Below are 25902 nucleotides of genomic sequence, written 5' to 3' on the forward strand. Positions count from 1 at the left end.
CGCCCTCACTTCACGGGATAGAGCAGGAAGCGCGCGTTGATCCGCGCGAACATCTGCATCAGCATCCACGACATCGCGAGATAGAGCAGCGTGACGACGCCATAGGCCTCGAAGCTGCGGAACGTGTTGGTCTCGATCGCCTGTCCGACCGAGGTCAGCTCATAGGCCGAGATCGCCGATGCGATGCTCGTCGTCAGTGTCAGCATGATGAACTGGCTGGTCAGCGACGGAAAAATCGCGCGCAGCGCCGGCTTCAGGACGATCAGGCGGAAGATCAGGGTCCGGCTCAGGCCGAGCGCCAGTCCCGCCTCGACCTGCCCCTTGTTGATCGACTGCACGCCGCCGCGGATAATCTCGATCGCATAGGCGCCGCCGTTGACGCCGAGCGCGATGATCGCGGTCAGCGTGGGATCGAGGCGGATGCCGACAATCGGCAGCGCGAAGAAGACGAAGTAGATCTGGCCGAGGAATGGCGTGTTGCGGATTGCCTCGACGAACGCGATGACGAGCCAGCGCAGCGGCGCGAGCCGGGAATCGCGCAGCAGCACGCCGCCGATCCCGATGATCAGCGCCAGCACCATGCCCGACAGCGCCAGGCCGAGCGTGCCGGCACAGCCCCAGAGCAGCTCCGGCAGGCCCTCGATCACGGGTCCGAAATCGAACTTGTAGTTCACCTCGCTCCTCCCTCCGGCCGCCCTCTTGGCGTGGCCGGGCCGCCCTCTTGGCGTGGCTTGGCCCGTTCGCGTCTGTCCGACGGCGGTGAAAGCCGTGCTCTAGGTCGTCGCCTGCCCGCCTTGACCGAGCGCCGCGTAGCGCTCGCGCAGGTCGATGCGCCGTCGCGCCATCGCGGCCTCTGCAATCGCGAGCGTCACTAGCAGGCTTCGCGCGCCGTCCTCGACCGGTTGCAGCGACGGCGTCACGCCCCGGACCACATCGCGGAAATGATCGAGCTGGGCGACGTAAGGATCGATCGACGCCGCGTGATTGGCCTGCGCCTGGATCGGCCTGTTCCAGTCCTGCGCGCCGCCCGCCTGCGTCCATTGATCGAGACTTGGGAATTCGATCGCGCCGCGGCGGCCCATCAGACGGTAGCTGCTCTGTCCGCTGAACGGAAACTCCGGCGCCTCGCCGAGACCCTGCTCCATCGTCCAGGGCGTCACCGCGCAGTCGCTGAGGAAGAACGTGCCGAGCGCGCCGTTCTCGAACTCGAGCAGTGCGGCGGCGGTATCCTCGACCGCGAAGCCGCGCTGCCGGTTCGCGGCGATGGCCTCCACGGCGATGATCTCGCCGACCGCAAAGCGCAGGAAGTCGATCTCGTGGATCAGATTGATCAGGATCGGCCCGCCACCGGCCTGCGACCGCCAGGGCGCCGTCTTGAAATAATCCGCCGGCTTGTGCGTGGCCCAGATCGCCGAGACGCCGACGACATCGTCGATACGGCCCTCGCCAAGCAGCGCCTTGAGCGCCTTCACCTGCCTATGATGGCGGCGGTGATGCCCGACCAGCGACCGGATGCCGGCCTTGCGGACCTCCGCGATCAGGCCGGCGGCGGTCTCGAGCGTATCGGTGACCGGCTTTTCGATCAGGATATGGATGCCGGCCCGCGCGCATGCGATGCCGTTCTCGGCGTGGAGCTGATTGGGCGACGCGATGATCACGGCCTCGGGCCGCGCCTCGTCGAGCAGCTTCCGGTAATCCGCGAAGACGCGTGCGCCGGGCTGCTCGGCTGCGACCTGCTTGGCGTTGACGTCGGCGATGCCGGCGAGCTCGTAGTCGCCATGCTCGGCCAGCTTGCGCAGATGCTTGCGCCCGATCAATCCCGCGCCGATCACGCCAATCCTGATTTTCGTCATCTCGTGCATTCCGTTGGTTTAGGCCCGGCCGTGACAGTCGCGGCGTCTGGCGCCGCGGGCTTGGCCTTCGAGCAAGTTCCTGGTTGCGTTGAACGCCGTGGCGATCCGCTCTCTCGCGTCGAGCGCCGGCAACGGCATCTCGACGCTGAGGGCGGTGTCGGCGGGCAGCGCCTCCAGCAGTGCGCCGAGGGGCAGAGCACCGTCGCCGGGCGGCAGCCGTCCCGCGCGCGCCTCGGCGATGATGGCCGTGTCCGTTGCCGGCGTTTCGGCGGCGGCATCGCAGAGTTGCGCGGCGCGAAGCCAATGGTCGGGAAGCGGGATCAGGTCGGCGGCACGGCCGCCGGAGCGCGCCAGGTGCAACGCGTCGACCAGGATGGAGCCGTTGGTCTGGCCTGCGTCGCGGATGACCGCCGCGGCCTGCGCCAGGGTGCCGATCGCGCGCCAGCGCATGAATTCGAGGTCGACGCGCAGTCCGAACGACGCGGCGAGCTGGCAGAGCTCAGCGAAACGCGCGGTGAGCTGGGACCGATCCGGATCGTCGCCCGAAGCGATGATCGCTGTGGCGCCGAGATCGGCGCCGGCTTCGAGACAGCCTGCGAGCGAGGAGATGTCGATGGTGGGTTTGAGCTGGACCAGCTCGACGTCGCTGACCCGCACGCCCTCGCCGTCAAGCACGCGCTTCAGCGCTCGGTGGGCCTCGGTGCCGACCTGCGTCGGATAGGCCGGCCCGTCGCTGGTCGCCGGGATGAAGCGTAGCGCGACGGTGGCAAACCCGGCCCGCGCCGCCTCGGCAACCAGCGCCGTGGGTGCAAGCTCCAACGCGGTGAGATGGGCGAGGCCGAGCGCGGTCATGGCCTGCTCCCCCGCGCGGACAATCGCGGCAGTCGCTGTGGTCGGGAGCTGCCGCGGCGGTCGCCGATCAGGCGCATGTGTCTCCTTCCTTCTAATTAATCCACAGGTTAATTGATAATTACCCAATGGGATAATTGATGTCAAGGGCCCGCGATTGCGCTATGGAGGGAGGGCGATGCCGCGACCGGCCGCCGTGAAGGACCGAAGGGCCAGATGCCAGGTGTGAAGAAGCAGCCCGTGCGGGCGGCGAAGCCGGTGCCGATCAAGCGGCGCGACCGCGAGCGGACGCGGCAGGAGATCCTCGACATCGCCTTCGAGGAGTTCGCCGAGAACGGCTTGTCCGGCGGCAACACCGACGCGATCGCCGCCCGCGCCAACATCACCAAGCGGCTGATCTTCTACTACTTCAACTCGAAGGAAGAGCTGTTCACAGCGGTGCTGGAGATGGCCTATGCCGAGATGCGCGCCGCCGAGGAGGATCTGCATCTCGAGGCGCTGGAGCCGGAGGCCGCGATCCGCCGGCTTGCCGAATTCACCTTCGATTTCCACCAGGCCCATCCGCAATTCGTTCGCCTCGTCAGCATCGAGAACATCCATCGCGGACGGCACATGGCCATCAGCCGCAGGCTGAAGGAGATGACGCAGCCGAGCATCAGCCAGATTGCCAAGGTGCTGGAGCGCGGCGCGGCCCGCGGCGCGATCCGGCCCGGCATCGATCCGGTCGAGCTGCACATGACGCTGAATGCGCTGAGCTTCTTCGCGGTCGCTAACCGTCACACGTTCGAGGTGCAATTCGCCTTCGACATGTCCTCGCCAAAGGCGAGGGCGCAGCGCCGCGCCGAGATCGCCGATCTGCTGTGGCGTTGTGTGCGGGGGGATTGAACGGCGGCGGCGTGAAGATCTCGCGCGGCCGGAGCGGGCAGGGCCGTTTGGCGCGCCTTCAAAGCTCCCGTCCGATCAAGCGGTCCGCCGAGAATTGCCCGCCGCCCCGAAACGACATGTGCAGGGCGACGAGGCCCATCAGGAACGGGTACTCCATGCCGCGATCGATCCAGGCCCATTTGGGATAATGGATCAGGCAGATCATCGCCATCTGCACGGCGACCATCGGCGCGACGAGGCGGGTGAACAGCCCTGCGGCGAGCATGATGGCCCCGATGGTTTCCAGCAGCATCACGAAATAGCCGAACGCCACCGGGGCCGGAAAATGCAATGAATTGGTGATGAAATTGATGGAGCTCGCGAACGGATTGGCCATGGCGCCGTGGGACTCGCCGAGCAATTTCGGCAAGCCGTGCGTGAACAGGATCAATCCGAAGGCAACGCGCAGAAACGCATAGGAAACGGGATTGGCGATCTCGTAGAAATTTCGCAAGCCAGGCAACAGCAGGGACGCGGGGCTGCGCCGTGGGGACCCGCCCGTGATCGCATCGCTCATGGTCATGATCTCCAGACGATGCGGCTTCAGATGATGCCGCCATTGGCGCGCAGGATCTGGCCGTTGATCCAGCCACCGTCGGGCCCGACCAGGAACGAGATCGCGCGCGCGATGTCGTCGGGTTCGCCGAGACGATGCAGAGGCGTGCGGTCGATGATCGGCGAGATGTCGTGCTGGTTGGCGTTGTGGAACAGCTCGGTGTTGACAGGGCCCGGCGCGATCGCGTTGACCGTGATCCGCCTCACGCCCAGCTCCTTCGCGAGGATGTGGGTGATCGCCTCGATGCCGGCCTTGGTCGCGGCGTAAGCCGCATAGGTCGGCTGATAGAGCCCGACCACGCTCGTCGAGAAATTGACGATCCGGCCGCCCTCGCGCAGCCGCTTCGCCGCTTCACGCAGCGCATAGAAGGTGCCGGTGAGGTTGATCGCGATGGTCTGGTCCCACACCTCGTCGGTGGTCTGGGCCAATGGGGCGACCTTCATGATCCCGGCATTGTTGACGAGCACGTCGACGCCGCCGAACGCCGTCTCGGCCGCGTCGAACAGCGCGCGGACGTCGGCCAACTTGCTGATGTCGGCCTTGACCGCAATCGCCGCTCCGCCGGCGGCCTTTATCTTCGCCACCAGCGCCTCGGCCGGCGCAGCGCCGCTCGCATAGTTGACGACGACGGCGAGGCCGTCCCGCGCCAGCCGCTCGGCGACCGCCGCGCCGATGCCCTTCGAGCTGCCGGTGACGATGGCTGTGCGTGGGTGCTGGGTGGTCATGGTGGGGGCTCCCTGTTTGATGGGGAGATAATAGGCAGGGAGGTTGGCTGGATAATCCCGCTGGAATTGGCTTCACTGTTCGGGTGGGACGAACAGTGAATGGTACGGTATCCGCCGCTGACGGCTTGGCGGCCCTTACCTTGGCATGAGGGAGGTCACCACCTCAACGTCACTGCAGCCCCGTGCCTGTGTCAGCGTCACGCATCCTGTGGCGCGGCTGCACTGGCGGTCCGTCGCCGTGCCGGCAGGAAAAGCCCCGCAATCGCGCCGACCAACGACAGCATTGCGGCGAGGCGCATCGCCGCGGCAAATCCGCTCTCGAAATGCGCGGCCGAGTAGGCCCCGCCGTTGGCCGAGAAGTTCGCCACCAGCGCTGCGATGCCGAACATGCCGCCGAGGAAGCGGCCCATGTTGAAGATGCCGGACACCTTGCCCATTTCGGCCACCGCGACCGAGCTCAGGACTGCGTTCTGCGCTGCCGGCATCGCCATCGAGACGCCGACGCCGGCCAGCACCAGCGGTGCGACCATAGCGGAGTAGGCAACCGTGGGGCTCACGATCTCCGCGATCCAGCCAAGGCCGATCGCCTGCATCAGCAATCCCGTCACCACCAGCGGCCGCTCGCCGAACCTGTTGACGACCGCGCCGGCGATCGGGGCGGTGACGAACAGCGTTGCGGTCCAGGGCAGCAGGCGAAGTCCGGCGCCGAAGGCGTCGAAGCCCAGCGTGGTCTGCAGGAACTGCGGCAGCAGGAACAAGACGCCATACATCGCGGCGTAGAACAGGACGCTTGCGGACATGCCGGAGGCGAGGGCGCGCGATGCGAACAGCCGCATCGGCACCATCGGCGCGGCCGCGCGCAATTCCCAGAGCACGAAGCCGGCTGTGAATACCAGGCCTGACATCAGCGTGCCCATGACCTCGGCGCTCGCCCACCCCACGGCGTTGCCGCGCAACAGGCTCCAGACCAGCGCCAGCGCCGCGAGGGCGACGAGAGCCAGTCCGGCGATGTCCAATGCGGCAGCCGGTCCGAAGCTTTCGCGCAAGCGTGCCAGCACCAGGGCGATCGCGATCAGGCCGATCGGCAGGTTGATCCAGAAGACCCAGCGCCAGCCGAAATGTTCGGTGATGAAGCCGCCGATGGCGGGGCCGATGATCAGCGCGCAGCCGGTGATGCTGGCGAAAATGCCGAGCGCGCGGGCGGCGATCAGCGCGGTCGCATTGCCGGCGAGCGCACATGCCGCCGACGCAACGACGAACAGGGCGATCCCGGTCGCGAACATGCGGCGGCGACCGAAGCGGTCGCCGAGCGCGGCACCGGTCAGGAGCAGCACGGCGAAGGTCAGGTTGAAGGCGTTGACGGTCCATTGCAGCGTCTCGACCGGGCTGCCGAATTCGGCGCGGATGGTCGCGAATGCCGTCGTAATGATCATGGCGTCCAGCGCCATCATGAAGGATGCCAGCGCGGTGACGCCAAGCACCCAGTTCTTCTCGGCGCGATTGGTCGGGGTCTGCATCGCCCTCTCTCCGTGTGTTGCGCCACCCTGTCGCGGGGCGTTCTGCCGGCTAGACGAGGCCGGAGGGGCAAAGGATGCGGCCGGAATAATTTTTTCCGGGCCGCATCCTTCGCCGGTCGCCAAACGTCCTTGGGGGTGACGCGGCCATTGACGCGAGCTTGATCCGGAAAAGCGGGGCACCGGTTGTCTGGGAAAGCCATGCGGGAGGTCGCGACATGAGCAAGGAGCGCGCGATGAAAAGGACGTTGATCAGGTACAAGGCCAAGCCGGAGCTGGCCGACAGGAACGCCGAGCTGGTTTCGGCCGTATTTGCGGAATTGAAGGCGGCCGGGCCGGACGGCGTGCGCTATCTGACGCTGCGGCTGGAGGACGATACCTTCATCCATCTGGTCGAGGCCGCGGCCGAGGACGGCTCGAGCCCGATCCCGAAACTGAGGGCGTTTCAGGCGTTCCAGGACGGCATCCGCGACCGCTGCGCCGAGCCGCCGCTGGTTCGTGATGTGAGGATCGTCGGCAACTACCGTATGCTGGACGAGTCCTGACCAGGCGAGGCGGAGGAACAATGGCGCCGGAGCCACTGGCCACCATCGATATCGAGGCGCTGCTGGCGCGGTTGCGGCCGAAGCTGCATCGCTACTGCGCGCGCATGGTCGGCTCGGTCATCGACGGTGAGGACGTGCTGCAGGATGCGCTGATCAAGGCGATGGGAGCGCTGCAATCGGTCACGCCCGTCGTCAATACGGAGGGCTGGCTGTTCCGCATCGCGCACAACACCGCGCTCGATTTTCTGCGTCGCCGCAACCGGCAAGAGGCGCTGCATTCGGCTGAGGAGGTGGAAATGATCGCCGACCAGCTCGATGATGTGGAAAGCCGCCAGATCGCTGCGACCAGCCTGCGCACCTTCATGCGGCTGCCGGTGGCGCAGCGGTCCAGCGTGATCCTGATGGACGTGCTCGGCTGCTCGCTTGCCGAGGTCTGCGACATCATGGATTTCAGCCTGCCGGCGGTGAAGGCCGCGCTGCATCGTGGGCGCACGCAGCTGCGTGAGTTCGCCGAGGAGCCTGACGATGTGCCGCAGCCGGGCCTGTCGGAAGCCGATCGCACGCGGCTCAACGCCTATGTCGGCCATTTCAATGCCCGCGACTTCGACGCGATCCGCGCCATGATCGCCGATGACGTCAGGCTCGAACTCGTCAACCGCACCAGGCTGAACGGCAAGGCCGAGGTGTCGCGCTATTTCGGCAATTATTCGAAGATCAGCGACTGGCACCTGGTGACGGGGCAGGTCGACGGACGTCCCGCGATCCTGGTGTTCGATCCGAACGAGCCGAGCGGGCGGCCGAAATATTTCATGCTGTTGAACTGGTCCGCCGACAAGCTCGCCACCATCAGGGATTTTCGTCACGCAGCCTACGTTATCGATGGTGCGGAGTGCGTGGTGGATGGAGGGTGAGTGTACGTAGCGACCCATCCGCCGCACCCGAACGGGAACAAGGTTGAGCGCCATTCACCTTCGCCGGCTATTGTGGGTGGACTTTAATCCACAAGCCTTCGAGCCCATGAAAGCGGCCAGAGGCATGGAGTGCACTGTCACTGTAATCCGCTTGGCACCTATTCGCGTGGCCGGCAGCGTGGTCTGCGCTTCAGTGAGCGGGAAGGGGGCACCGACCTGCCCGGTGGCCTCGCCGCTTGTTGGAGAGCCCCGCGGGTGCTATGGGTCTCCACCACCTCTTCGCTTCCATTCAGTCCGGGCGGAACATCTATGGCGCGCGTTGCTCGAGTGGATTTGCCGCAACGTTCGGTGCTCAAGCCGCTCTACGCCAAAGCGGGCTTCGCTGACGCATTCGCGATCGATCTGCCGAGCCATGCGACGGGCGACGCCGAGCGTCTCGCCACCCATATGCTTATGGGTCAGGCGCGGTGGGTCGGCTGGCTAGTGGCTCTAAGGGACACTTTGGTCGCGGGGTTTGGTCTTAAGACATCGTCTGAATTGCGCGGTGACGTTGCGACCGACAGGATCGATTTGTTTCGGGTCTACGATCGGCGTCGTCATGAGATTATTCTTGGCGAGGACGATCGCCATCTCGACTTCCGTTTGTCCGTTTTGGTTGAAGAGTCCGCTCTGTGCCGCCGACTTGTCGCCACAACGGTCGTGACCTTCAATCATTTGGGAGGGCGAGCCTATATCGCGGGAATCGCACCCTTCCATCGCCTGATCGTAAAGTCGTCTTTGCGTCGAGCCGAGCGATCGGGCTGGCCAGCTGAACTGTAAGGTCGCGCGGCCAGCCGGCTGGACCAAATTCGGTACGTGCTGGGTCGGCGACAAGCCCGCCACCATCAGGGATTTTCGTCACGCACCCTGCGTTGTCGATGGTGCGGAGTGCGTGGTGGAGCGGAGCACGGGCGTGCCGCCCCTGTGGCACATAACAGCGATTTAATCTCTCCGCCTGCAAAGTATTCGAGATCTGAAACGTTAGCTCACGAGAGTTCTCGCATCCAGCGAGCGCTACACAGGAGTTCCCTCATGCATCGTCATCTTGCCATCGCCGTCCTTGCGGCGGTTTCCACCCTGACCGTCGCGGCATCCTCTACCGCCGCGTCCGCAACCGAGGTGCAGGACAATTATTGCCTGCAGGGCCGCCAATCGGGCTACCCCGGCAATTGCGAGTTTTCCACCTATGAGCAGTGCCGTGCCACCGCGAGCGGCACCAACGAGAGCTGCGGTATCAACCCGATGCGGGCCTACGCGCCGCAGCAGCAACGGCACGTGCTGCATCGCAGCCGGGATTGAGCGGCAAGCGATGAAGGGCGCCGGCGACGGCGCCCTTGTTCGATGTGGCTGCTCCACAGAAGCAGCCGCAATGCGTCGGGACGCACGGCCGGCCCGTCGATGGCATGCAATCCAGCATTGTCGTCGTCATCTCCCGAAATCGCGAAAGCCCTGATGCGGCCCTCGATCAGAGCTGGCCCCGCAAATTCGGACAGTAGCTTGAGTGGATTTTCTGCCTGACAGCGGCGAGGATTCTTGCTGCGAATCAGGAGCGAAGATGACGAAGAAGAGCCGCCGGACGCATTCTCCGGCATTCAAGGCGAAGGTTGCTTTGGCTGCGGTCAAAGGCGACAAGACACTGGCGGAGCTGGCGCAGCTGTTTGATGTTCATCCGAACCAGATCACGATCTGGAAAAACCAGCTCCTGGAAGGCGCCGCCGGCGTGTTTGGGCATGACAAGACATCGGCCGAGACGCCGGTCGATTTGAAGGCGTTACATGCCAAGATCGGCGAGCTGGCGTTGGAAAACGATTTTTTGTCCGGCGCGCTCACCAAGGCGGGCCTGCTGAGCGCAAAGCGATGATCGACCGCGATCATGATCTTTCTATCGTGCGCCAGGCGAAGGTCCTGAAGCTGGCTCGCAGCACGGTCTACTATGAACCTCGGCCAGTTTCGGCCGAGGACCTTGCCTTGATGCGTCGGCTCGATGAGCTGCATCTCGATTATCCCTTCGCGGGAGCGCGTATGCTGCGATCGTTGCTGCGGCGGGAGGGCGTATACGCCGGTCGCCGCCACATCGCGACGCTGATGAAGCGCATGGGGATCGAGGCGGTCTATCGTCGCCCGAACACGAGCAAGCCGGCTCCGGGTCACAAGATCTACCCGTACCTGTTGCGCGGATTGAAGATCGAGCGGCCCGACCATGCGTGGGCAATGGACATCACCTACATTCCGATGCGGCGTGGCTTCGTCTATCTCGCGGCGGTCGTCGATGTGTTCAGCCGACGGGTCCTGGCCCATCGCGTCTCGATCACAATGGAGGCGGCCTTCTGCGTCGAAGCGGTCCAGGAGGCGTTGGCGAAGCACGGCAGGCCCGAGATTTTCAACACGGATCAGGGCAGCCAGTTCACCAGCCTCGAGTTCACCGATGTGCTGCTGGACGCGAAGATCGCCATCAGCATGGACGGCAAGGGCGCCTGGCGCGACAACGTGTTTGTCGAGCGGCTCTGGCGCACGGTCAAATACGAAGAAGTTTATCTCCGCGCCTACGACAGCGTGTCCGAGGCGCGAGCGTCAATTGCCAAGTATCTGGCCTTCTACAATCAGGGACGCCCTCACTCGAGCCTTGACGGGCGCACGCCCGACGAGGCTTACTTCGGCACGCAAGCTATGGTGATGGCCGCATGACCGTCGCCGACGGTTTTGTCGTCGCTCTGGTCGGGCTACGCCCTCCCGACGCAACGACAAAACCGTAAAGCCCCGCGTTCAGCATAACCCGGCAGGAATCCACTTAAATCCAGCGGGGCGCTGTCCAAACAACCGGGGCCAGCTCTATCGCAGACATCGGGACGGCCGCAATCGCGCTGACCGGAGTATTCGAGTAACCTCGCGATCGGAGTGGCGAGCGCGATCATGTCCAGGTTCCTGCAATGGTTCTTTCGGAATCGCGAAACCGGTGACATCACGATCGCCCAGGTCCCCAACCTCGTTCTCCGGGTCGTCATCGTGGCCGGTGCTCTGCGCTGGGTCTGGCAGCCGCCGGGCACTGCCGCTATTGCCCTGGACATCGTGTTCAAAGGCGGCCTCATCATTTGGGCCCTCGACGAGATTTTCCGCGGGGTGAACCCATGGCGGCGCTGTCTTGGCGGAGCCGTGCTGGCTTATGAGCTCACGACCTTTCTGTGATGATCGCCCGGAATGCGTGCACGAAGCTTGATGTTGCCGGCCGGAACACCAGTGGCTTCATGGTGCGGGCTATTGCGGTGACAGTGCTTGACTGCACCCCGTAAGATATTTGACCTTGTGAAAGATAAAGCTGGTCAGGATAGCCGACCGAGAACGAGAGCCATCCAACGATGACGACCTACGTGGCCCTGCTTTACAGTGTGGTTCTCCCGCTCGGCCGGCGATTGGCGATGGCCGAGCTGCGTGCCATGGCGCAAGGCCTCGGCCTCCACGACCCCAGAACCATCGGCGCGACGGGAAATCTGACGTTTGACAGCGACAAGGCGTCGATTTCCGAGTTGGAAGAAAATCTCGAAGCCGCCTTCAACGTGCGGTTCGGCAAGCATGTCGCAATCATCGTCCGCAACGCTGACGCGTGGCGACGCCTGCTACGCGCAAACCCGTTTCGTGCCGAAGCGACCGCCGATCCGCAAAGGGTCGCTGTTCGCGTGATGCGCAGTCCAATCCCGAAAGGCGGCGAAAACGCCCTGGCACGCTATATCAGCGATGAACGAATAGCCGTCGCCGGCGGCGATCTCTGGATCCATTTTACGGGCGATCCAGCGCGATCGCGTTTGCTTTCGGCGTTAGGCGCGGGGCGCCTGAAGGGCGTCGGCACGTTGCGCAACACGAATACGCTAAGGCGAATCGGTGACGCCGTGACTTCGGCCCGATCCAGCCAGGCTGATCAAAAATAAAATCGATTGCTGGGAAGTGCCCTGTCATCGCAATCCCCCGGGAATAGAGCGGTCATCAACTCAACATCACCGCACCCCCGTGCCCTTGCAGCGCTGGCACTTCACCACCTTCTCGCCCTTCTTGAGCAAGCCTTTGCCCTCGCAATTTTTGCATTTCTGCTTCTTTTTGATGTTCGGGCCTTTTTCACTGACCATAAAATTCTCCTGCCGCGTGAGAGCGGTCGATTGGCGCCTTGTTTCGGTTGGGCTCGCCCAGCAGAACAGCCAAGTGGCGTGGGGTAAGCCCTGCACTATGCCGGTTTTGGCACGACCAGCACCGGCACGCTTCCGTACACCAGGACCTCGGATGTCTGGCTGCCCAGAAACAGCTTCCTGAGGCCGCGACGCCCGTGAGAGGCCATGACGATCAAGTCGCAGCCTCTCGACTCTGCTGTTGCAATGATCGCAGTCGCCGGGTGCGCATTCGGAACGTGCAGGAGTTCCGCAGGCGTGCCGATCTGCTCCGACATGGCGCGCGCGTCGTCGAGCACTTTGCCTGCACGGGCTTTGCAGGCTGCGTCATAGCTGTCAACCTCCTCCTGCGTCGGAATCCATCCCGAGGCGTGTCCGCTCCCATAGTCGACCGGCAGCGCTTCCGTCACCGTGATGATCGTCAGCCTGGCGTTCAACGCCTTCGCCAGGGCAATGCCATGCTCAACGCCTTTTCGCGCGACGTCCGATCCGTCCGTGCTCAAGAGAATGTTGGCGTACATTCGACCAATCCTTTGCTCTTCGAACAAAGTGATGCCTGGGTAATATGGTCTTATACGCGCCGTGGGTCCATGCGCGTTTTCGGTCTCGCCGTCACAGCCTCAACAAGGCTCGCCTCGCACCGCGTGGACGCGTCCGGTTCTCGGCTAACTAAACTTTTATTCACGTTCGGTGCAGGCAACCGAATCCGGCGTAGAGCTCTGTCTCGTGTCCGAGAAGATTGTACGCGCCTCGGAAACTACTTTGTGACTTGGGAATAAGCGCGCGACAACGCACGTCTAAGGGTGGTGGGATCGGATCTCTTGCCTCGCGGGGGATCCCCCAAACGAAAGGAACCACCACGATGACACCATTCAAAAATCCCATCGCGTCAGTCCTGTCCAAGGCCCTGTTGACCGGACTGGTCGTCACCGCAATCTTCAGCACGCCGCTCCAGGCGCGTGAGCACCGCACCGGCGATCGGCGCACCGAGCAGGGCGTGGGGGCGAGCTCTCGCTTCGAGGGCGAGCGATCGATCGCTACGCCGGCCTACCACGCATTTGCGCCAGTACCCTCGGATCAACCGGGTGGAGTTTGCGACCACGGGGATAACCCGATGATATGCTGAGCATCCGACCTTGCCGGCGTTCGCAAGGATTGGCGCGCGGTGCGAAGCTCAAAGTAGCTTGGTCATTTTCATCGCAACTTGCCGCACAGTTTAACGCCATTTCGGCCGACTGAGCGGCAGATTGCAGACCTGGCCGCCATGTGTGTCGAGGCGGATCAGGTCAATGGCGTGCACTGTCGGGCCGCGAAGGCAGAGAGGTCATTGCTTCCAGTTGCGCTGTTCGCGTCGCCAACATGGCGAGCAAGCTCTTGTGCAGCCGATCCCCGGGTTCGAAATTTTGCGCGAGCCTTCGGACGGTCTCGACAAATCGCATGCGATACGTCGCCGCCCTGTCGACGTCTCCGTACTTCGCGAAGATCTCGGCGGCCGTGCGGTACACCCGCCAGGAAGCAATCGGGAAGTCGGCACTGTCGACGATCTCCAGCGCGCGGGACAGCTGCAACCGGGCCTCCGCTGAATTGCCCAGGGCAAGCGCAGTACGGGCGAGCAGTCCGTGGGCCTGGGCCAGGTGATTGAGATCCGAGCCGTGGCCACATAGTCGTGGAGCTGGCGCGCACAGCTCTCAGCCTGCGCAAAGTCGTCAACCTGCAAGTAATATTCGCCGAGACAATGATACACCTGTGTCGCGGCGGTAAATTCGATGTCGATGCCTTCTTCATGCCTGCGGCGCTCGATGTCATCAAATTGCCTGCGAGCTCCCGACGGGTCGTTCAGCCCGACATAGGCCTTGGCAAGGACGGCCCGCTTGTGGAAGTAGGTCGACTGATCTCCGACCAGCAGACTATCGTCGACGCTTTCGCAGAGCTCACGGGCTCCATCAAAGTCCATCGCTTCGACGTGCAACCACGCAAGCGTCAGCCGGCACAATGCGCTGCTGGGGCCGTTCGCGTTCCTGACGGCCAGTTCGAGGCCGGCCGTGATTTCACGTCGCAATTCGCGCCATTCGCCCAGATGAATAAGCGCGATTGATTCAAGAACGTTGAACAGAACAAAAGTGTAGACGTCGCCGGCCAGACGCGCCAGCCGCTTGCCTTCCGTGCCGGCGCGGCGGCACTCCTGGTACCGCGACCTCCAGCAATCGACGATACCGGATATTCCATTGCGTCTGATCAGGATGCCATAATTCGTGGCAGTCGCGCTCAGCTCGATCGCCCTGTCGCAGAGCGTGGCATCCTGTTTGCGCCAGCCGTTGAGGAACAGGTTGACGCTCGCGCTGCTGCCCTGGACCAGAGCCTTGAATGTGTCGTCCGCCAGCGCCTGGCTTCGCGACAGCACATCTTCAGCGGCCTCAAGGCAGGCGTGGCGATCCACGCGCAAGCAGAGGCTGCTCACGGCCGTGAGGCCGTTGAGCTGTTGCTTGATCTCGCCCGCTTGTTCGGCGCAGGCAATCATGTCTCGCAGATCACGGATGGAGCCGGCGAGGTCGCCGCACGAGCGAAGAGCCCAGCTTCGCTCCCGCAAAAGGGCGACGCGGGTTGAGAATTTGTCGGCAGCATCGAAACGATCGAGTATGCCAAGCGCGCGGGTAAGATAGCTTGCGGCCTCCGCATGGCCGAGGCGTTTCGTCGAGTTCTTTGCCGCTTCCCGGAGGTAACGCAACGCGCTCGGAAAGTCGCGACCCTGCTCGAAGTGAAGTGCGAGCGCGGGCGCAATTTCCGGGGTGCGGCCGGCATAGGCCTCCTCCAGCCTCTTGCCCAGGCGCTTGTGCGTTTGTGCGCGGCGCCCGGGCGGCAGATTCTGGTAAATGATGTTCTGATAGAGAATGTGCCGGAAAGCGTAGCAGCCCGAATAGGTGCCATCGGGCCACTCGGAGACCCCCGAACGAACGAGGATCTGATCCTTCCGGATCGACGCTTCGATGTCCCTTTCAACGTCGATCGCATCGTCGGACAGGCCGGCCGCAACGAGGGCCGCCGAAAATTCTTCGCCGGCAACGCTGGCGACATCGAGCAGACGCCGCTCGTTGTCGGTGAGGCGATCGAGCTCGTGGCCGATCATGTTCACGAGGCTGTCCGGAATGCGGTCCTGCGCAAATGCCGCCTGTGAGGACAGGCGCCATCCGTCGTCCATTTCGATGATCGACTCCTGGTCGATCAAGTGCTTGAGCAGCGTGGCAACAAACAGGGGATGTCCCAGCGTTCGCTCGAATACCGGCTTTGACAGGCTGGAGGCAAGTTGCTCGTCGTCGAAGCGCAATGCCAGGTAACGCTCGACCTCCGGACGCGACAACCGATCGAGGCGCAATTCGCTGCAGTATCCGTGAATCTCGAGGTCCCGGTGCAGGCGAGGGATGGGATGCCCGCCGACGGAACTGTCGGCCGGACGATAGGAGCAGAGGACCAGCACGCGCGCGTTGCCGTTCCCGCGCGCGAAGCGAGACAGTACGTCGAGTGTCGCGAAGTCGCTCCAGTGCAGATCTTCGAGAACAAGAACCCAGGGGCGGTCGATGCTCAGCGCTTCCAGAAGATCGCAGAATTCGCGCAGCATCCGCTCGCGCGTCGCGCCGAACACTTCGTCCTGGAAAGCCGCGCGTTCCGATGCGTCGATGACGCCTGGCAATTGCAGGATCCAGGTGGGTGCGTGGGCGCGAATGGCCGAAATCAATTCCGGACCGTTTGCGCGATAACGGCTCACCAGCGCATCGATGAGTGGAAGAAAGACTTCGTCGGTTCCGAACCGTTCGGTGCAGCGCCCATAGAGCTGATCGAAGCCCTGTTCCGTCAGCTGCTCGAGCGCCTTGGCGATGAAGGCCGTTTTGCCGATCCCGGCTTCTCCGGTGACAAAAGTCATCTGCCGTTTGCCGGAAAGGACGTGCCGCGTCATCTGGTCGATCGTCGCGAAGGAGGGGTCCGGCCGACCACCAGGGTGGAGATTTCGGTTTTCAGAGGTACGACCGCGTTCTCGACCTCCCTGGCCGCTTCCCGCACCGTGCCGATAAAGCGGACGCCTTTGCGCGGCAAAGTCTTGATCAGCCGCTGCGCCTCGCCGGAAGCGCCTATTCCGGTACGGGCTGCGTTGATGCGGGTGGTGAGCGCCGACTCCGAGACGATGCGCCCGCCCCAAATTGCACCGATCAGATCGTCCTTGGTCACCACCCGGGTGCGGTGGCGGATCAGATATTCGAGGATGTCAAAAACCTGGGGCTGCAACGGGATCGTACGTCCGTCACGGCGCAATTCCCGCCGGTCGGTGTCGAGGACAAACTCGTCAAATAGGTACAGCAAAACAATGCCTTCGGAGGTGTGCGCAAGGCGGATATTCAACCGGTACGCGGGCCCGAAAGCAAGCACACCCTTCAGAATCAAGGAAACGATAAGAACAAATTAAGCTCGCCTTAAAGCGTGGCCCCGCGTCCCGCTCGATACTTCCGGCCGTATCCGGTCACTCACACAAGGTGTTCGTGTCATGCGCTTGGAAGATAAGGCACGGCGTCTCACCCGCGTGTTCTATGGGTTGTTGCTTCACAAGATGTTTCAGTCGCTCGTGGCATCCTCCGTACCATTGTTTAACGGCAGAGCTTCAGCCAGAGGCGATGCGTCAATTTCAGCGAGTTCGTTTGTCGCCTCCACGGGGTCTTCCCGAAAGGAAGGCTGGTTTGGGCGCCTCCTTCAAGCGCTCCACCATGCGCGACGGCTGCAGGCAGAGCGCACCCTTCGACAGAACCACCACCTGATCGACAATGCGTGGCCCCAGTTTGCCTCTCGGTCAGATGTTGGAGGGCGAGACAATGCCGGTCAGTGAAAAGTCGCCCGAACGCAAGCTTCGGATTTCGGCGCCGGGCGAGACTACGCTGCTCGCAACGATCGCCATCTGCGTTGTCATTTTTCACATCCTTGCAGCCACGATGTTGACGTCGACCCGCCAGAGCGATGCCGGGGCACCGCCCGAGCCGCCCGGACTGTCGTCCGGGGACTGATCGCCAGGTCGCTATTCCAGGATTTGACAGACAAGAAGGGTTAGCTCATGGGCGACATGGCGTCGTTTTGCCTGCTCAGCATCGCGGTGTTTTGCGGCGCTTTCGTCTCGGGCCTCGCGGGCTTTGCCTTTTCGGCGGTGGCCGGCGCGATTCTCCTTCACGTTCTCCCACCACGGGAGGCGGTCCCGCTGATGATGGCCTGCAGCATCACCGTGCAAGCCGCGGGTCTTTGGGCGCTGAGAAAAAGCATCTGCTGGAAGCAGAGCTCGGGACTGGTCATCGGCGGATTGCTCGGCGTTCCGATCGCCGTGTGGTTGCTGCAAGCTGCAGACGCCCGGATCTTCAGGGAGAGCTTTGGTCTCGCCGTCGCCTGCTACGCGGCCTACACGTTATTCCGGCCGGTGCTCTCTCATCGCTCGCAGATGAATGCGGGACGTAATGCATTGATCGGCTTCGGTGGAGGCTTTGTCGGCGGGTTGACGGCAATGCCGGGTGCAATACCGACCATATGGTGTGACATCCACGGCGTGCCGAAAACCGAACAGCGCGGAATGGTTCAACCCTTCATCGCCGCGATGCAGATATTCGCACTTGGTCTCATGCTGATCCGAGGAGATCTGTCGACAAAGGTCCTGGCTGACTTCGCCGTCGGCATCCCGGCGCTCGTTGCAGGAACGGCGCTCGGGATTTACGTCTTTCGCTGCGTCAATGACGCGCTGTTCCGGCGAATTATCCTCAGCATCTTGCTGGTTTCGGGACTGCTGCTGGTATTGTAGTTACGCCGGTCGCGCCTCCAGTTACAATGGCAGCCATCCGAGTACGGCGCGCAGTACCACTGTCGCCGTAATCCCTTAAGCGTGAGCCGAACCATTCGGTGGGCTGTGCTGCTGGCCCTGCTGAGGTCATCTTTCGCTTGCCGGAGGCTGCTGCTGGTCAAAACGCGCGACCTCGCGGGTGCAGCTCCGTTGGGTGGGTTGTCGACGGCGTCCGCCTCCTCCAAGTTAGGCAATACCTAAAATTCGATCGATCCGATTAGGCGGACCTTATGCCCGATCCAAGGCGGCGGGAATGATTTTACCGCGTGTTCAGGTCTGGGTGGTGTCATCGCCCATTGCTTTGAAATCCCGCTTTTGTCGTTCGATCATTTTCAAACTGCGAGCGCATCAATGGCTGCTATCACGTCATTCCTGGCCGAGTTGGACGAAGCAGTTGCGAGAGGAAATCCCGAGAGTTGTCTGCGGGCGCTCTGGCATGCGGCGGACATCCTGATCGCCGGCACGTATTCCGAGGAGCAGATCTGGACGTTCGGTGAGGTCATCGGTCGTCTCGCGCAGGAGATTGAAACGAGCGCGCGGGCGAAGCTCGCAGGAAAGCTCGCATGCAGCTCAAATGCGCCCTATGCGTTGACCCGGCAGATGGCAAGCGACGACTGCATCGATGTCGCATGGCCGGTTCTCAGTCAGTCGGAGCGCCTCGACACCGAGACATTGATTGCGTGTGCCAAGAACAAGAGCCAGCAACATTTGCTTGCAATCTCCAAGCGGCAAACGGTCCCGGAAACGGTCACCGATGTCCTGGTGGTGCGCGGATCTCCCGAGGTCGTAACCTCGGTCGCATCGAATGCCGGTGCTAGTCTCTCCAAATCCGGATTTCTGCACCTGGTGCGGCGGTCGGAAGGGGATTCGATCCTCGCTGAGTCGGTGGGACTTCGTAAGGATATTCCTCGACATCTCTTCCACCAGTTGATCGCCAAAGCCTCTGAAGAGGTGCGGCAAAAGCTGAAGAGGGAGCGTCCGGATATCGAACATCAGGTCCATCGCGTCGTCGTCGATGTCACCGGGGCCATTCACGCCAGGTTTGGCCCGGCGTCGAAGGATTACTTCACGGCGAAACGCACGGTTGCAAAACTGCACGAGAGAGGCGAATTGACGGAAGACAAGGTCTTCGAGCTTGCTCACTCTCTCAAGTTCAACGAGACCACCGTTGCCCTGTCGTTGCTCTGTGGGCTTCCAATAGACGTCGCGGAACGGGCATTGATCGAGAAGGATCGCGAGCCGGTGTTGATCCTGGCCAAGTCTCTCGATTTCTCATGGCCCACCACGATGGCGCTGCTGTTCCTGGGCGCGGCCAACTACCGGATAACCGTTGGCGAGCTGGATCAATTGAAGATCGATTTCCACCGGTTGAATGTCAAAGCGTGCCGGGAGGTCGTCACCATCTACCGAACGCGAAAGGAGGAGGTTTTCGGCGGCTCGTTTCAACAGCCTCGGCGCATGATCTAGGATCGCAATTGCGGCGCGCAATTACGGTGCCAGTGCACCCAATTCGTGAGCCTTCGAACCCGCGAAACGGCCGGAGTCATTGAATGCACCGTCACCGCAATCCCGACGTCAGACATGCGTGGATGCGGGTGCGGCTCACGCAACGGTGAGCGTGCTGATGTGCCGTTCGCGCAGCTGTGATTTTCCACGGCGTGTCTTTTCCCAACCGCATACCTAACTAATCCTTGTCAAAAAAATTCGCAGGAAACGCTTTCAACAGAGCAGCCGATTCTAGCCAACGCGAACGCTCCGCACGAAGACAACAACCGTTCGGAGTACGATTATGATTGGATTCAGGACTTCCATTATTGCAGCGATGATGTCGATTGGCGCGATAAGCTCTGCAAGTGCCCAGTGCCCGACGTGGGCGACTCAAAATCCAGCTTCGTTTCAGGCGCAATATCCCAATAGGGATATATTGAACGACTGCGAGTTAACGCCAGCGGGCAGAATGGGCCTCGAACTCCCTGGCGGCGCGGCTCCCTGGTATGGGGCCAACAGGGCTTATGGGGCAATACCTGGCGTTGCTCAACACCACAGCTTTCAGCACCGATCGCGGTGAGTAGTGGCCGTTCTTTCCGGGACGGTTGCGTTGCAGGCCCAAAAATCGGGAGACAAGTCGATGACATCACAAACCGACGAGGCCGCGCAGTCCAGGCTTATGGCGGACATCCCGTACGATCAGCAGACGAAGATCACGATCGAGCGCAGAGGCCAAATTGTACTGATTGGCATCAATCGGCCTTACATCGACAACCGGCTGGATCCGGATGCGACAGAAAGCGTGGCGAGAGCATACTACGAGTATGATCGAGACCCCTCGCTCCGTGCGGCGGTTCTGTTCGGCTATGGCGACCGCTTCTCCAGAGGTGTCGATGTCGATGCCTACAAGGAAAAAAGATGATGGATGGGCCCGGCTTCATCGACCCTCTAGGGCGGACCAGGCCAGCGCTCACGAAGCCTCTGGTTGTCGCGGTGCATGGCGACACCTGGAATATGGCGCACGAGCTTTTCCTTGTAGCGGACATACGCGTAGCGTCGGAAGACACGGAGTTCGGTCAGGATGAGAACACGCACGGCCGTTTTCCCGGAGGCGGTGCAACGGTTCGTTTCCCCAGAGAAGCCGGATGGGGAAATGCCATGCGGTTCATTCTAACAGGCGATCATTGGGGTGCGAAGGAAGGCCTCCGGATGGGAACGGTTCAGGAAGTGGCCCCAAACCGAGATGCGGCTCTCGCGAAGGCTGTCGAGATCGCCAACAAGATCGCCGCATGCGGCCCTCTCGGGATTAAGACGTCCCTGGCCTCCTCCCGTATGGCGCTCGAAGACTCTCAGGCGGCGCTCGCTAAGCTCGGCGACCAATATCGTGCGCTGCTCACGACCAGGGATTTCCAGGAAGGCCGTGATGCCGAGGCACAAAAGCGTCCACCCGTTTACGAGGGACGGTGACAACAAGCTCGCGAACGGTCGTGTTGCGTTCGCGTATCGCCAGCGTATTTGGTTCTACCAAGTCTCGCCGAAGGGCAGGCGCTCTTCGACTGTTGGGCGACGTGCCACGCCTCATTGGGATGGCGGCGGGCTGGATAAAGAAGTCGTTGGGTGCATCGGGACGGGGTTGGCAGTCAACCTCAAAACGGCAAAGGCTCTCGACGTGGCTGTACCGCCAGGGCTCCTCGCCCGCACCGACGAAGTGATCGAGTGAGGACGGCTTACTTCTACCGATGGCTCCAATGCGAAGTGCAAGCGAACTGCGAAGTGGTCCGCTTATCGGGGCGGACCGGAAGTGACCGGCCGACCTCCCAAGCGCCGTTTTTGACCCGTTGCGGACATTGCGTCGCACGGTTAGGGCGGGCTGCCAGCCCTTTTCTCGCTCGGCTCCCGGTTGAAAGATGCCAGGCTGTATGCCTCAGTCGGGCGCTTCAAACGAGTAACTCAATGAGGCGGCGCGAGTTCATCACGCTCGTCGGCGTTGCCGCGGTTATGGGCCCGAGCCCGGCGCGGGCGGAGCAGACGAGAAAGCTACCCATCATCGGATTCTTGGGCCCGGCCTGGTCGGCCCAGGATTTCGAGGATCGGTTGCGCGAACTCGGTTGGATCGCGGGGCGGACCGTTGCGATCGAGTATCGCTCTGCGGAGGGACATACCGAACGCTCCAACGAAATTGCGACCGAGTTCGTCCGGCTCAAGGTGAATGTCATCGTCACGGTGGGGGGATCTCCGACCCTCGCGGTAAAACGTGCGACATCGCTGATCCCAATTGTCGCCATTTCTGGCGACCCTGTTGGCAGCGACCTCGTCGCAAGTTTGGCCCGACCGGACGGCAATGCGACCGGCCTGGCGCTCAACCCCATCAGTCTTGCCGGCAAGCGCCTCGAGCTGTTGCGCGAGGTTGTCCCAGGTTTCCGCCGCTTGTCCGTTATGGTCAATGCCAATAGCCCCGGTTTCAAAAACAGGATGGATGAGGTGCAGGCGGCGGCCTCCGCGCTCGGCCTCGAGGCGACGATATTGGAAATCCGGCGCGCAGAGGACGTTGCATCGGCTTTCGAGGCCCTCAGGGACCGTGCAGACGCACTCTATGCCGTCGGCGTCCCCCTCACCTTCGCCATTGCGCCCCGAGCGCTGACCGCGCGAATTCCAACGATGTTTGAATACCGAGAGTTCGTCGATGCGGGCGGGCTGATGTCCTACGGCGTGGACGCAACCCACCTATGGCGGCTTGCCGCGAACTTTGTCGACAGGATTTTGCGCGGGGCGAAGCCCGCCGACTTGCCAGTCCAACAGCCGACCAAGTTCGACCTCGTCATCAATCTGAAGACCGCCAGGGCACTCGGTCTGAAAGTACCGGAGTCATTCCTGTTACGCGCCGACGAGGTGGTTGAATGAGCGCGGCTGCCGGGCAGCCACCAAGGGACCGCCGCCCAGGAACTGGCTGGAACGTATGTCGGCCCGAGCTGCATGGTGTGAGACGAGAGCAAATATCGCTGCATTGGACAACACGCCGAGATTTCGCGAGAGCCGGCACGGCGGGCCTCCAGCTCCTATTTCGCGTTCGCGAAAGCATCCGCTGCGTAGACGACCTTGCCACCCACGACCGTCAGCAGAGACGCCGTGGCGCCAATTTGCTCGACGGGGACGGACATGAAGTCCCGATCGAGAATCGCGAAGTCGGCGAGCTTGCCGCTTTCGAGCGTGCCGCGCCGCGTCTCGTCGAAGCAGAACCAGGCGCTTCCCACGGTGTAGAGGCGCAAGGCCTCTTCGCGGCTGGGTGTTTCGTCCGGGCCGCGCGTCGAGTGTCCGCCGACGGTCTTGCCGTCGAGCATCCATTGCAGCGCCACGAACGGATTGTAGGATGCGACCCGATGCGCATCCGTGCCGGCCCCGACATGGACGCCCGTGCGCAACGCCGTGACGATGGGCGGCATCTGGCGCGCAGCTTCGCCGGCCTGCGCCACGATACGGTCGCCTCCGAGGTACATGGCGTCCTGCATGGTCCAGCCCACACCAAGGGCCTTCATCCGCGCCAGCGTTTCGGGCGAGGTGTTGTCGAGATGGGCGATGGACCAGCGCAGCGGCGCGATCGGCGTCTCCTTGTTGACCTCTTCATAGAGGTCGAGGAGCTGATGGACGGATTTGTCTTCCTGCCAATGGATGGTGACCGTCAGCCCTTGTTTTGCCGCCCAGCGAATGATCTCAAGGAACTTGTCCTTCGCCGCCGCGTCGGGCGCGATGTTGTTGTACATGGCGCCGGTGATCCGCTCGCCGATTCCGTTGAATCGCAGCATGTCGTCGCCGAATCCCATCGGCAGGAACGGCGTGAGGTTCTTGTACTCCTCGAATTCGGCGCCGACATTCTGGGCGAACAGGCTGTAGGCGACACGCACCGAAAGTGATTTTTCACGCCAGAGCTTTTGCAAGGCGGCGTAGTGGCTGGGATAAATGCTGAAGCCGCCGGGATCCACGATCCCGGTAATTCCGAGACGATTGAGCTCCGTGAAGAACTGCCGGGTTCCGGCGACATTCTCTTCGAAATTGGGCCTCGGCAGGCGATCGAACAGCGCGGAGATACTGACGATGGAGCCGTTGAACCAGCCCGTGGTTTCGCCCGATGTGGCGCGCTCGGACGTGATACCGGCCGGCAACTGCTCCGCGGAGATCCCGAGGGCTTGCTGCGCCTTCGGCGTCATCAGCAGCGCCGAATAGAACAGCTGGATGTAGGCCGGATTGTCAGGCACGGCCGACATCACCTCGGCGAGCGTCGGCCGCCGCTTCTCCGCAAATTGCAACTCGCTCCAGCCACCGGCCACGATGATCCAGGACGCCGGGCGCGCTTTGGCCGCCTGGCGCAAGCGTTCCATGGCTTCGCCAATGGTCTTTGCGCCGATCCAGTTGACCTCGGTTGCGTAGGTGAGGCCGGCGCGCACGGCGTGAATATGGGAATCGATCAAGCCCGGAATGATCGTGCGTCCGCCGGCGTCGACGCGGCGCGTCGCGGGCCCGATCAGGCCTTCCATGGCATCGTTGCCGCCAACTGCAACGATCTTGCCGTCGCGGACGGCGAGCGCCTGCGCGATCGTCGATGCGGGATCCAGCGTCACGATCTTTGCGTTCGTGACAATGAGGTCGGCCTTTTGTGCGTAAGCCGAACTGGCCCAGCACGAGATCACCAAAATCGCCAGAAGCTTGCGCATGTTCAGTCCCGGAATGAGAGAGGCAGGAATGAGAGAGGCAGGAACGAGAGAGGCAGGAACGGCGCCACACATCCGCCGCTGGATGCGCTCGCGGGCATCGCGTGTCGCAACGGGGAGTGTCGCGATCTTGATCATGTCTGGCTCCAACAAAATCAGCCGGTCCACCGGAAAATTCGGTCAAGGCCCAAATCATTGATTTCGCAGCCCGCCTTCGCCCGTCGGGCTTCGGCGCGGCAGCCTTCGCCCGCTTCGCTTGCCATTTGTGGCACCGGCTTGCCTAGCCGAAGCTCGCGAAGCGTGTCGGGACCAATCAAAAGCGCGTCGCTTAACCCATTGATTTATCTTGGCCTGCCAAAAATTCGCGAGTCGAAAGACCAAACAATCATGAGTCGATTTTCACCAAAAGCCAAAACCCGAGAGTCGATAGGGAAAGCGCGCTCGATATTGAGTTCCGAGTTCGCGTTGCCCGCTAAATATCGTAGGTCGAAGTCTCGTCAAAAGCAGCCTAGCGTGCCGCGACTCGTGAACTAAATTTAGGCCGCGAATTCTGACAAAAGCTCGAGCCAACAACCTAGTACCCGGAATCAGAGCTGAGTGATACGGCGGCCTTTGAAACGGCGTTGACGGACCTTTTTCTTGGTCCAGACGAAGGGCTCGGCTCTGTCGTTGTATGCGTTGACGTAGGCATCGATGTGTTCCTGAAGCTGCTTGAGGCTCGTGAAGGAGGTGCCGCTGAGCGACTGCCCCTGCAAGATGGAAAACCATACTTCGACCTGATTGAGCCATGACGCACTTGTCGGCGTGAAATGAAATTGCACGTTGGGGTGGGCCTTAGCCAGTCCTCGTTCTTTTTATGGGTGTTGAGGTTGTCGAGGATGACGTGAAGCTTGCGGTTCGGAAAAGTCGCGGTGACGCTGTTCATGAAATCGAGAAACTCGACGCGGCGCCGGCGTTTTGAATGGGTCGCGATGATCTTTCCGGTGGCGACTTCGAGCGCCGCAAACAATGTTGTGGTGCCATGCCGCTTGTAATCGTGGCTTTGGCCGGTTAAGGCGCGGCCATTGGGCAACTTCAGATAACCCTGCGCTCGCTCCAAAGCCTGGATCGAGGGCTTCTCGTCCACGCACAGCACAATGGCCTTCGCCGGCGGCGCGACATAGAGGCCGACAACATCGGCGGCTTTGGCCGTAAAGTTCGGGTCGTTGCTCTCGCACCAGGACTTGCGAGCCACCAGGTCAATCTTGTGGCTGCGCAGGAACCGCCAGACATATTGGACATCGACATCGCCCAGCGCCTCGGCCAGCAGGGGGCCGGTCCAGCGCGCAAACCCTTGCGGTGGCGGCTTATCCAGCAGCTTCAGAATCCGCTTGTCGGTCGTCTTCGTATAGATCGGCTGCTTGCCAGGCCGCGGCTTGTCTTGCAGCCCTTCAAGGCCATGGTCGGCATAGCGATGCCGCCAAAGGCTGACAATCCGCGGCTGGACCCCAACTTCCTTGGCGATCGACCGGGTGCTGCGCCCATCCGCCGCCAACAGAACTATCCGCGCCCGCTTCAAATCGCGCTGCAACGTCACCGGTGAGCGACAGCACGCCTCAAGCACCTTGCGATCTTTCCTCGAAAGGTGGACTTCTCTTGCTTCGGGTATCATCCCGACCTTGAATCACGACTCACGTTCCAAGAAAAGTGGGTACTAGTCCTTGATGGATGGGCGGAACTCCGCCTGAACCAAGGGCTCGGCCCTTGATCCTAGCCACAAACGCCGGCTGCGAACTCACTCTTGCTGC

24 protein-coding genes and 1 pseudogene are annotated in these 25902 nt (G+C 62.3%); 13 read left to right on the plus strand and 12 right to left on the minus strand.

What is annotated here, in order from left to right:
• Positions 1-5: 5 nt before the first annotated feature.
• The 3 genes from J4G43_RS11905 to J4G43_RS11915 all read right to left on the minus strand — a co-directional run bounded on the left by J4G43_RS11905 (position 6) and on the right by J4G43_RS11915 (position 2705).
• A complete protein-coding gene (locus tag J4G43_RS11905; RefSeq protein ID WP_208084913.1) occupies positions 6-674 on the minus strand; it encodes an amino acid ABC transporter permease in 669 nt (222 codons plus the stop codon).
• A gap of 99 nt (positions 675-773) precedes the next feature.
• Positions 774-1853 carry a Gfo/Idh/MocA family protein gene (locus tag J4G43_RS11910; RefSeq protein ID WP_208084914.1) on the minus strand — a complete coding sequence of 360 codons (1080 nt, stop codon included), beginning with the start codon at positions 1851-1853 and terminating at the stop codon, positions 774-776.
• Between the two features lie 18 nt (positions 1854-1871).
• Positions 1872-2705, minus strand: coding sequence for a sugar phosphate isomerase/epimerase family protein (locus tag J4G43_RS11915; protein WP_208084915.1), 834 nt, complete (start codon positions 2703-2705; stop codon positions 1872-1874).
• Positions 2706-2918: 213 nt separating this feature from the next.
• Here J4G43_RS11915 and J4G43_RS11920 point away from each other — a divergent pair, with 213 nt between their 5' ends.
• Positions 2919-3587, plus strand: a complete 669-nt coding sequence (locus J4G43_RS11920) for a TetR/AcrR family transcriptional regulator (protein ID WP_208084916.1) — start codon at positions 2919-2921, stop codon at positions 3585-3587.
• 58 nt (positions 3588-3645) lie between these two features.
• Here the strand turns inward: J4G43_RS11920 and J4G43_RS11925 are convergent, their stop codons facing one another.
• The 3 genes from J4G43_RS11925 to J4G43_RS11935 form a co-directional block, all read right to left on the minus strand.
• Positions 3646-4143, minus strand: coding sequence for a DoxX family protein (locus J4G43_RS11925; RefSeq protein ID WP_225004807.1), 498 nt, complete (start codon positions 4141-4143; stop codon positions 3646-3648).
• A gap of 26 nt (positions 4144-4169) precedes the next feature.
• Positions 4170-4907, minus strand: coding sequence for an SDR family oxidoreductase (locus tag J4G43_RS11930; RefSeq protein WP_208084917.1), 738 nt, complete (start codon positions 4905-4907; stop codon positions 4170-4172).
• Positions 4908-5104: 197 nt separating this feature from the next.
• Positions 5105-6424 carry an MFS transporter gene (locus tag J4G43_RS11935; RefSeq protein WP_208084918.1) on the minus strand — a complete coding sequence of 440 codons (1320 nt, stop codon included), beginning with the start codon at positions 6422-6424 and terminating at the stop codon, positions 5105-5107.
• Between the two features lie 233 nt (positions 6425-6657).
• Here J4G43_RS11935 and J4G43_RS11940 point away from each other — a divergent pair, with 233 nt between their 5' ends.
• The 7 genes from J4G43_RS11940 to J4G43_RS11970 all read left to right on the plus strand — a co-directional run bounded on the left by J4G43_RS11940 (position 6658) and on the right by J4G43_RS11970 (position 11836).
• Positions 6658-6966, plus strand: coding sequence for a hypothetical protein (locus J4G43_RS11940; RefSeq protein WP_063986663.1), 309 nt, complete (start codon positions 6658-6660; stop codon positions 6964-6966).
• 20 nt (positions 6967-6986) lie between these two features.
• Positions 6987-7877, plus strand: a complete 891-nt coding sequence (locus tag J4G43_RS11945) for a sigma-70 family RNA polymerase sigma factor (protein WP_208084919.1) — start codon at positions 6987-6989, stop codon at positions 7875-7877.
• Between the two features lie 309 nt (positions 7878-8186).
• Entirely contained in the window at positions 8187-8696 is a 510-nt protein-coding gene (locus tag J4G43_RS11950; RefSeq protein ID WP_208084920.1) for a DUF2867 domain-containing protein, read from the plus strand.
• A gap of 252 nt (positions 8697-8948) precedes the next feature.
• Complete coding sequence (locus tag J4G43_RS11955; RefSeq protein ID WP_085403284.1) at positions 8949-9215, plus strand: DUF3551 domain-containing protein; 267 nt, start codon at positions 8949-8951, stop codon at positions 9213-9215.
• Positions 9216-9471: 256 nt separating this feature from the next.
• Positions 9472-10601, plus strand: a protein-coding gene (locus J4G43_RS11960; RefSeq protein WP_129557670.1) for an IS3-like element ISRj2 family transposase whose coding sequence is annotated in 2 segments (ribosomal slippage) — positions 9472-9724 and positions 9724-10601 — 1131 coding nt in all. Because the reading frame shifts where the segments join, the coding sequence is not laid out codon by codon here.
• Between the two features lie 225 nt (positions 10602-10826).
• The gene (locus J4G43_RS11965) at positions 10827-11099 is read left to right on the plus strand and encodes a hypothetical protein (protein WP_208084921.1); all 273 of its coding nucleotides are present in this window, start codon (positions 10827-10829) and stop codon (positions 11097-11099) included.
• A 170-nt stretch (positions 11100-11269) separates the two neighbouring features.
• Positions 11270-11836 (plus strand): DUF1697 domain-containing protein, encoded by a 567-nt coding sequence (locus J4G43_RS11970; protein ID WP_208084922.1) that lies wholly within the window; start codon positions 11270-11272, stop codon positions 11834-11836.
• Between the two features lie 66 nt (positions 11837-11902).
• Here the strand turns inward: J4G43_RS11970 and J4G43_RS55280 are convergent, their stop codons facing one another.
• The 4 genes from J4G43_RS55280 to J4G43_RS11985 all read right to left on the minus strand — a co-directional run bounded on the left by J4G43_RS55280 (position 11903) and on the right by J4G43_RS11985 (position 16456).
• Entirely contained in the window at positions 11903-12031 is a 129-nt protein-coding gene (locus J4G43_RS55280; protein ID WP_256376431.1) for a hypothetical protein, read from the minus strand.
• A 95-nt stretch (positions 12032-12126) separates the two neighbouring features.
• On the minus strand, positions 12127-12588 hold the full coding sequence (locus tag J4G43_RS11975; RefSeq protein ID WP_208084923.1) for a universal stress protein: 462 nt from the start codon (positions 12586-12588) through the stop codon (positions 12127-12129).
• An 803-nt stretch (positions 12589-13391) separates the two neighbouring features.
• Complete coding sequence (locus tag J4G43_RS11980; protein ID WP_208084924.1) at positions 13392-16016, minus strand: ATP-binding protein; 2625 nt, start codon at positions 16014-16016, stop codon at positions 13392-13394.
• The gene (locus J4G43_RS11985) at positions 16013-16456 is read right to left on the minus strand and encodes a winged helix-turn-helix domain-containing protein (RefSeq protein WP_408581421.1); all 444 of its coding nucleotides are present in this window, start codon (positions 16454-16456) and stop codon (positions 16013-16015) included. Before J4G43_RS11985 ends, J4G43_RS11980 begins: the two co-directional genes overlap by 4 nt.
• A gap of 700 nt (positions 16457-17156) precedes the next feature.
• Between J4G43_RS11985 and J4G43_RS11990 the strand changes: the two genes are divergently transcribed.
• The 5 genes from J4G43_RS11990 to J4G43_RS12005 all read left to right on the plus strand — a co-directional run bounded on the left by J4G43_RS11990 (position 17157) and on the right by J4G43_RS12005 (position 22313).
• Positions 17157-17885, plus strand: a complete 729-nt coding sequence (locus J4G43_RS11990) for a sulfite exporter TauE/SafE family protein (RefSeq protein WP_208084925.1) — start codon at positions 17157-17159, stop codon at positions 17883-17885.
• A gap of 390 nt (positions 17886-18275) precedes the next feature.
• Positions 18276-19391, plus strand: a complete 1116-nt coding sequence (locus tag J4G43_RS11995; RefSeq protein WP_208084926.1) for a DUF2336 domain-containing protein — start codon at positions 18276-18278, stop codon at positions 19389-19391.
• A 661-nt stretch (positions 19392-20052) separates the two neighbouring features.
• On the plus strand, positions 20053-20334 hold the full coding sequence (locus tag J4G43_RS55285) for an enoyl-CoA hydratase-related protein (protein WP_256461520.1): 282 nt from the start codon (positions 20053-20055) through the stop codon (positions 20332-20334).
• Complete coding sequence (locus J4G43_RS12000) at positions 20331-20879, plus strand: enoyl-CoA hydratase-related protein (protein WP_256461522.1); 549 nt, start codon at positions 20331-20333, stop codon at positions 20877-20879. Before J4G43_RS55285 ends, J4G43_RS12000 begins: the two co-directional genes overlap by 4 nt.
• Before the next feature lie 486 nt (positions 20880-21365).
• The gene (locus tag J4G43_RS12005; RefSeq protein WP_208084927.1) at positions 21366-22313 is read left to right on the plus strand and encodes an ABC transporter substrate-binding protein; all 948 of its coding nucleotides are present in this window, start codon (positions 21366-21368) and stop codon (positions 22311-22313) included.
• Between the two features lie 155 nt (positions 22314-22468).
• Here J4G43_RS12005 and J4G43_RS12010 read toward each other — a convergent pair whose 3' ends face one another.
• Both J4G43_RS12010 and J4G43_RS12015 read right to left on the minus strand, forming a co-directional pair.
• Positions 22469-24253 carry an amidohydrolase gene (locus J4G43_RS12010; protein WP_225004809.1) on the minus strand — a complete coding sequence of 595 codons (1785 nt, stop codon included), beginning with the start codon at positions 24251-24253 and terminating at the stop codon, positions 22469-22471.
• Between the two features lie 449 nt (positions 24254-24702).
• Positions 24703-25766, minus strand: a pseudogene (locus J4G43_RS12015) (IS630-like element ISRj1 family transposase).
• Positions 25767-25902: the final 136 nt, after the last annotated feature.

Source organism: Bradyrhizobium barranii subsp. barranii, from assembly GCF_017565645.3.
In the GTDB taxonomy this organism is placed as follows: Bacteria; Pseudomonadota; Alphaproteobacteria; order Rhizobiales; family Xanthobacteraceae; genus Bradyrhizobium; species Bradyrhizobium barranii.

Excerpts from the sequence above, each read along its gene's own strand:
- J4G43_RS11910 (WP_208084914.1), bottom strand. The coding sequence starts at position 1,853 with ATGACGAAAATCAGGATTGGCGTGATCGGCGCGGGATTGATCGGGCGC.
- J4G43_RS11915 (WP_208084915.1), bottom strand. The coding sequence starts at position 2,705 with ATGACCGCGCTCGGCCTCGCCCATCTCACCGCGTTGGAGCTTGCACCC.
- J4G43_RS11920 (WP_208084916.1), top strand. The coding sequence starts at position 2,919 with ATGCCAGGTGTGAAGAAGCAGCCCGTGCGGGCGGCGAAGCCGGTGCCG.
- J4G43_RS11925 (WP_225004807.1), bottom strand. The coding sequence starts at position 4,143 with ATGAGCGATGCGATCACGGGCGGGTCCCCACGGCGCAGCCCCGCGTCC.
- J4G43_RS11930 (WP_208084917.1), bottom strand. The coding sequence starts at position 4,907 with ATGACCACCCAGCACCCACGCACAGCCATCGTCACCGGCAGCTCGAAG.
- J4G43_RS11935 (WP_208084918.1), bottom strand. The coding sequence starts at position 6,424 with ATGCAGACCCCGACCAATCGCGCCGAGAAGAACTGGGTGCTTGGCGTC.
- J4G43_RS11940 (WP_063986663.1), top strand. The coding sequence starts at position 6,658 with ATGAAAAGGACGTTGATCAGGTACAAGGCCAAGCCGGAGCTGGCCGAC.
- J4G43_RS11945 (WP_208084919.1), top strand. The coding sequence starts at position 6,987 with ATGGCGCCGGAGCCACTGGCCACCATCGATATCGAGGCGCTGCTGGCG.
- J4G43_RS11950 (WP_208084920.1), top strand. The coding sequence starts at position 8,187 with ATGGCGCGCGTTGCTCGAGTGGATTTGCCGCAACGTTCGGTGCTCAAG.
- J4G43_RS11955 (WP_085403284.1), top strand. The coding sequence starts at position 8,949 with ATGCATCGTCATCTTGCCATCGCCGTCCTTGCGGCGGTTTCCACCCTG.
- J4G43_RS11965 (WP_208084921.1), top strand. The coding sequence starts at position 10,827 with ATGTCCAGGTTCCTGCAATGGTTCTTTCGGAATCGCGAAACCGGTGAC.
- J4G43_RS11970 (WP_208084922.1), top strand. The coding sequence starts at position 11,270 with ATGACGACCTACGTGGCCCTGCTTTACAGTGTGGTTCTCCCGCTCGGC.
- J4G43_RS55280 (WP_256376431.1), bottom strand. The coding sequence starts at position 12,031 with ATGGTCAGTGAAAAAGGCCCGAACATCAAAAAGAAGCAGAAATGCAAA.
- J4G43_RS11975 (WP_208084923.1), bottom strand. The coding sequence starts at position 12,588 with ATGTACGCCAACATTCTCTTGAGCACGGACGGATCGGACGTCGCGCGA.
- J4G43_RS11980 (WP_208084924.1), bottom strand. The coding sequence starts at position 16,016 with ATGACGCGGCACGTCCTTTCCGGCAAACGGCAGATGACTTTTGTCACC.
- J4G43_RS11990 (WP_208084925.1), top strand. The coding sequence starts at position 17,157 with ATGGGCGACATGGCGTCGTTTTGCCTGCTCAGCATCGCGGTGTTTTGC.
- J4G43_RS11995 (WP_208084926.1), top strand. The coding sequence starts at position 18,276 with ATGGCTGCTATCACGTCATTCCTGGCCGAGTTGGACGAAGCAGTTGCG.
- J4G43_RS55285 (WP_256461520.1), top strand. The coding sequence starts at position 20,053 with ATGACATCACAAACCGACGAGGCCGCGCAGTCCAGGCTTATGGCGGAC.
- J4G43_RS12000 (WP_256461522.1), top strand. The coding sequence starts at position 20,331 with ATGATGGATGGGCCCGGCTTCATCGACCCTCTAGGGCGGACCAGGCCA.
- J4G43_RS12005 (WP_208084927.1), top strand. The coding sequence starts at position 21,366 with ATGAGGCGGCGCGAGTTCATCACGCTCGTCGGCGTTGCCGCGGTTATG.
- J4G43_RS12010 (WP_225004809.1), bottom strand. The coding sequence starts at position 24,253 with ATGATCAAGATCGCGACACTCCCCGTTGCGACACGCGATGCCCGCGAG.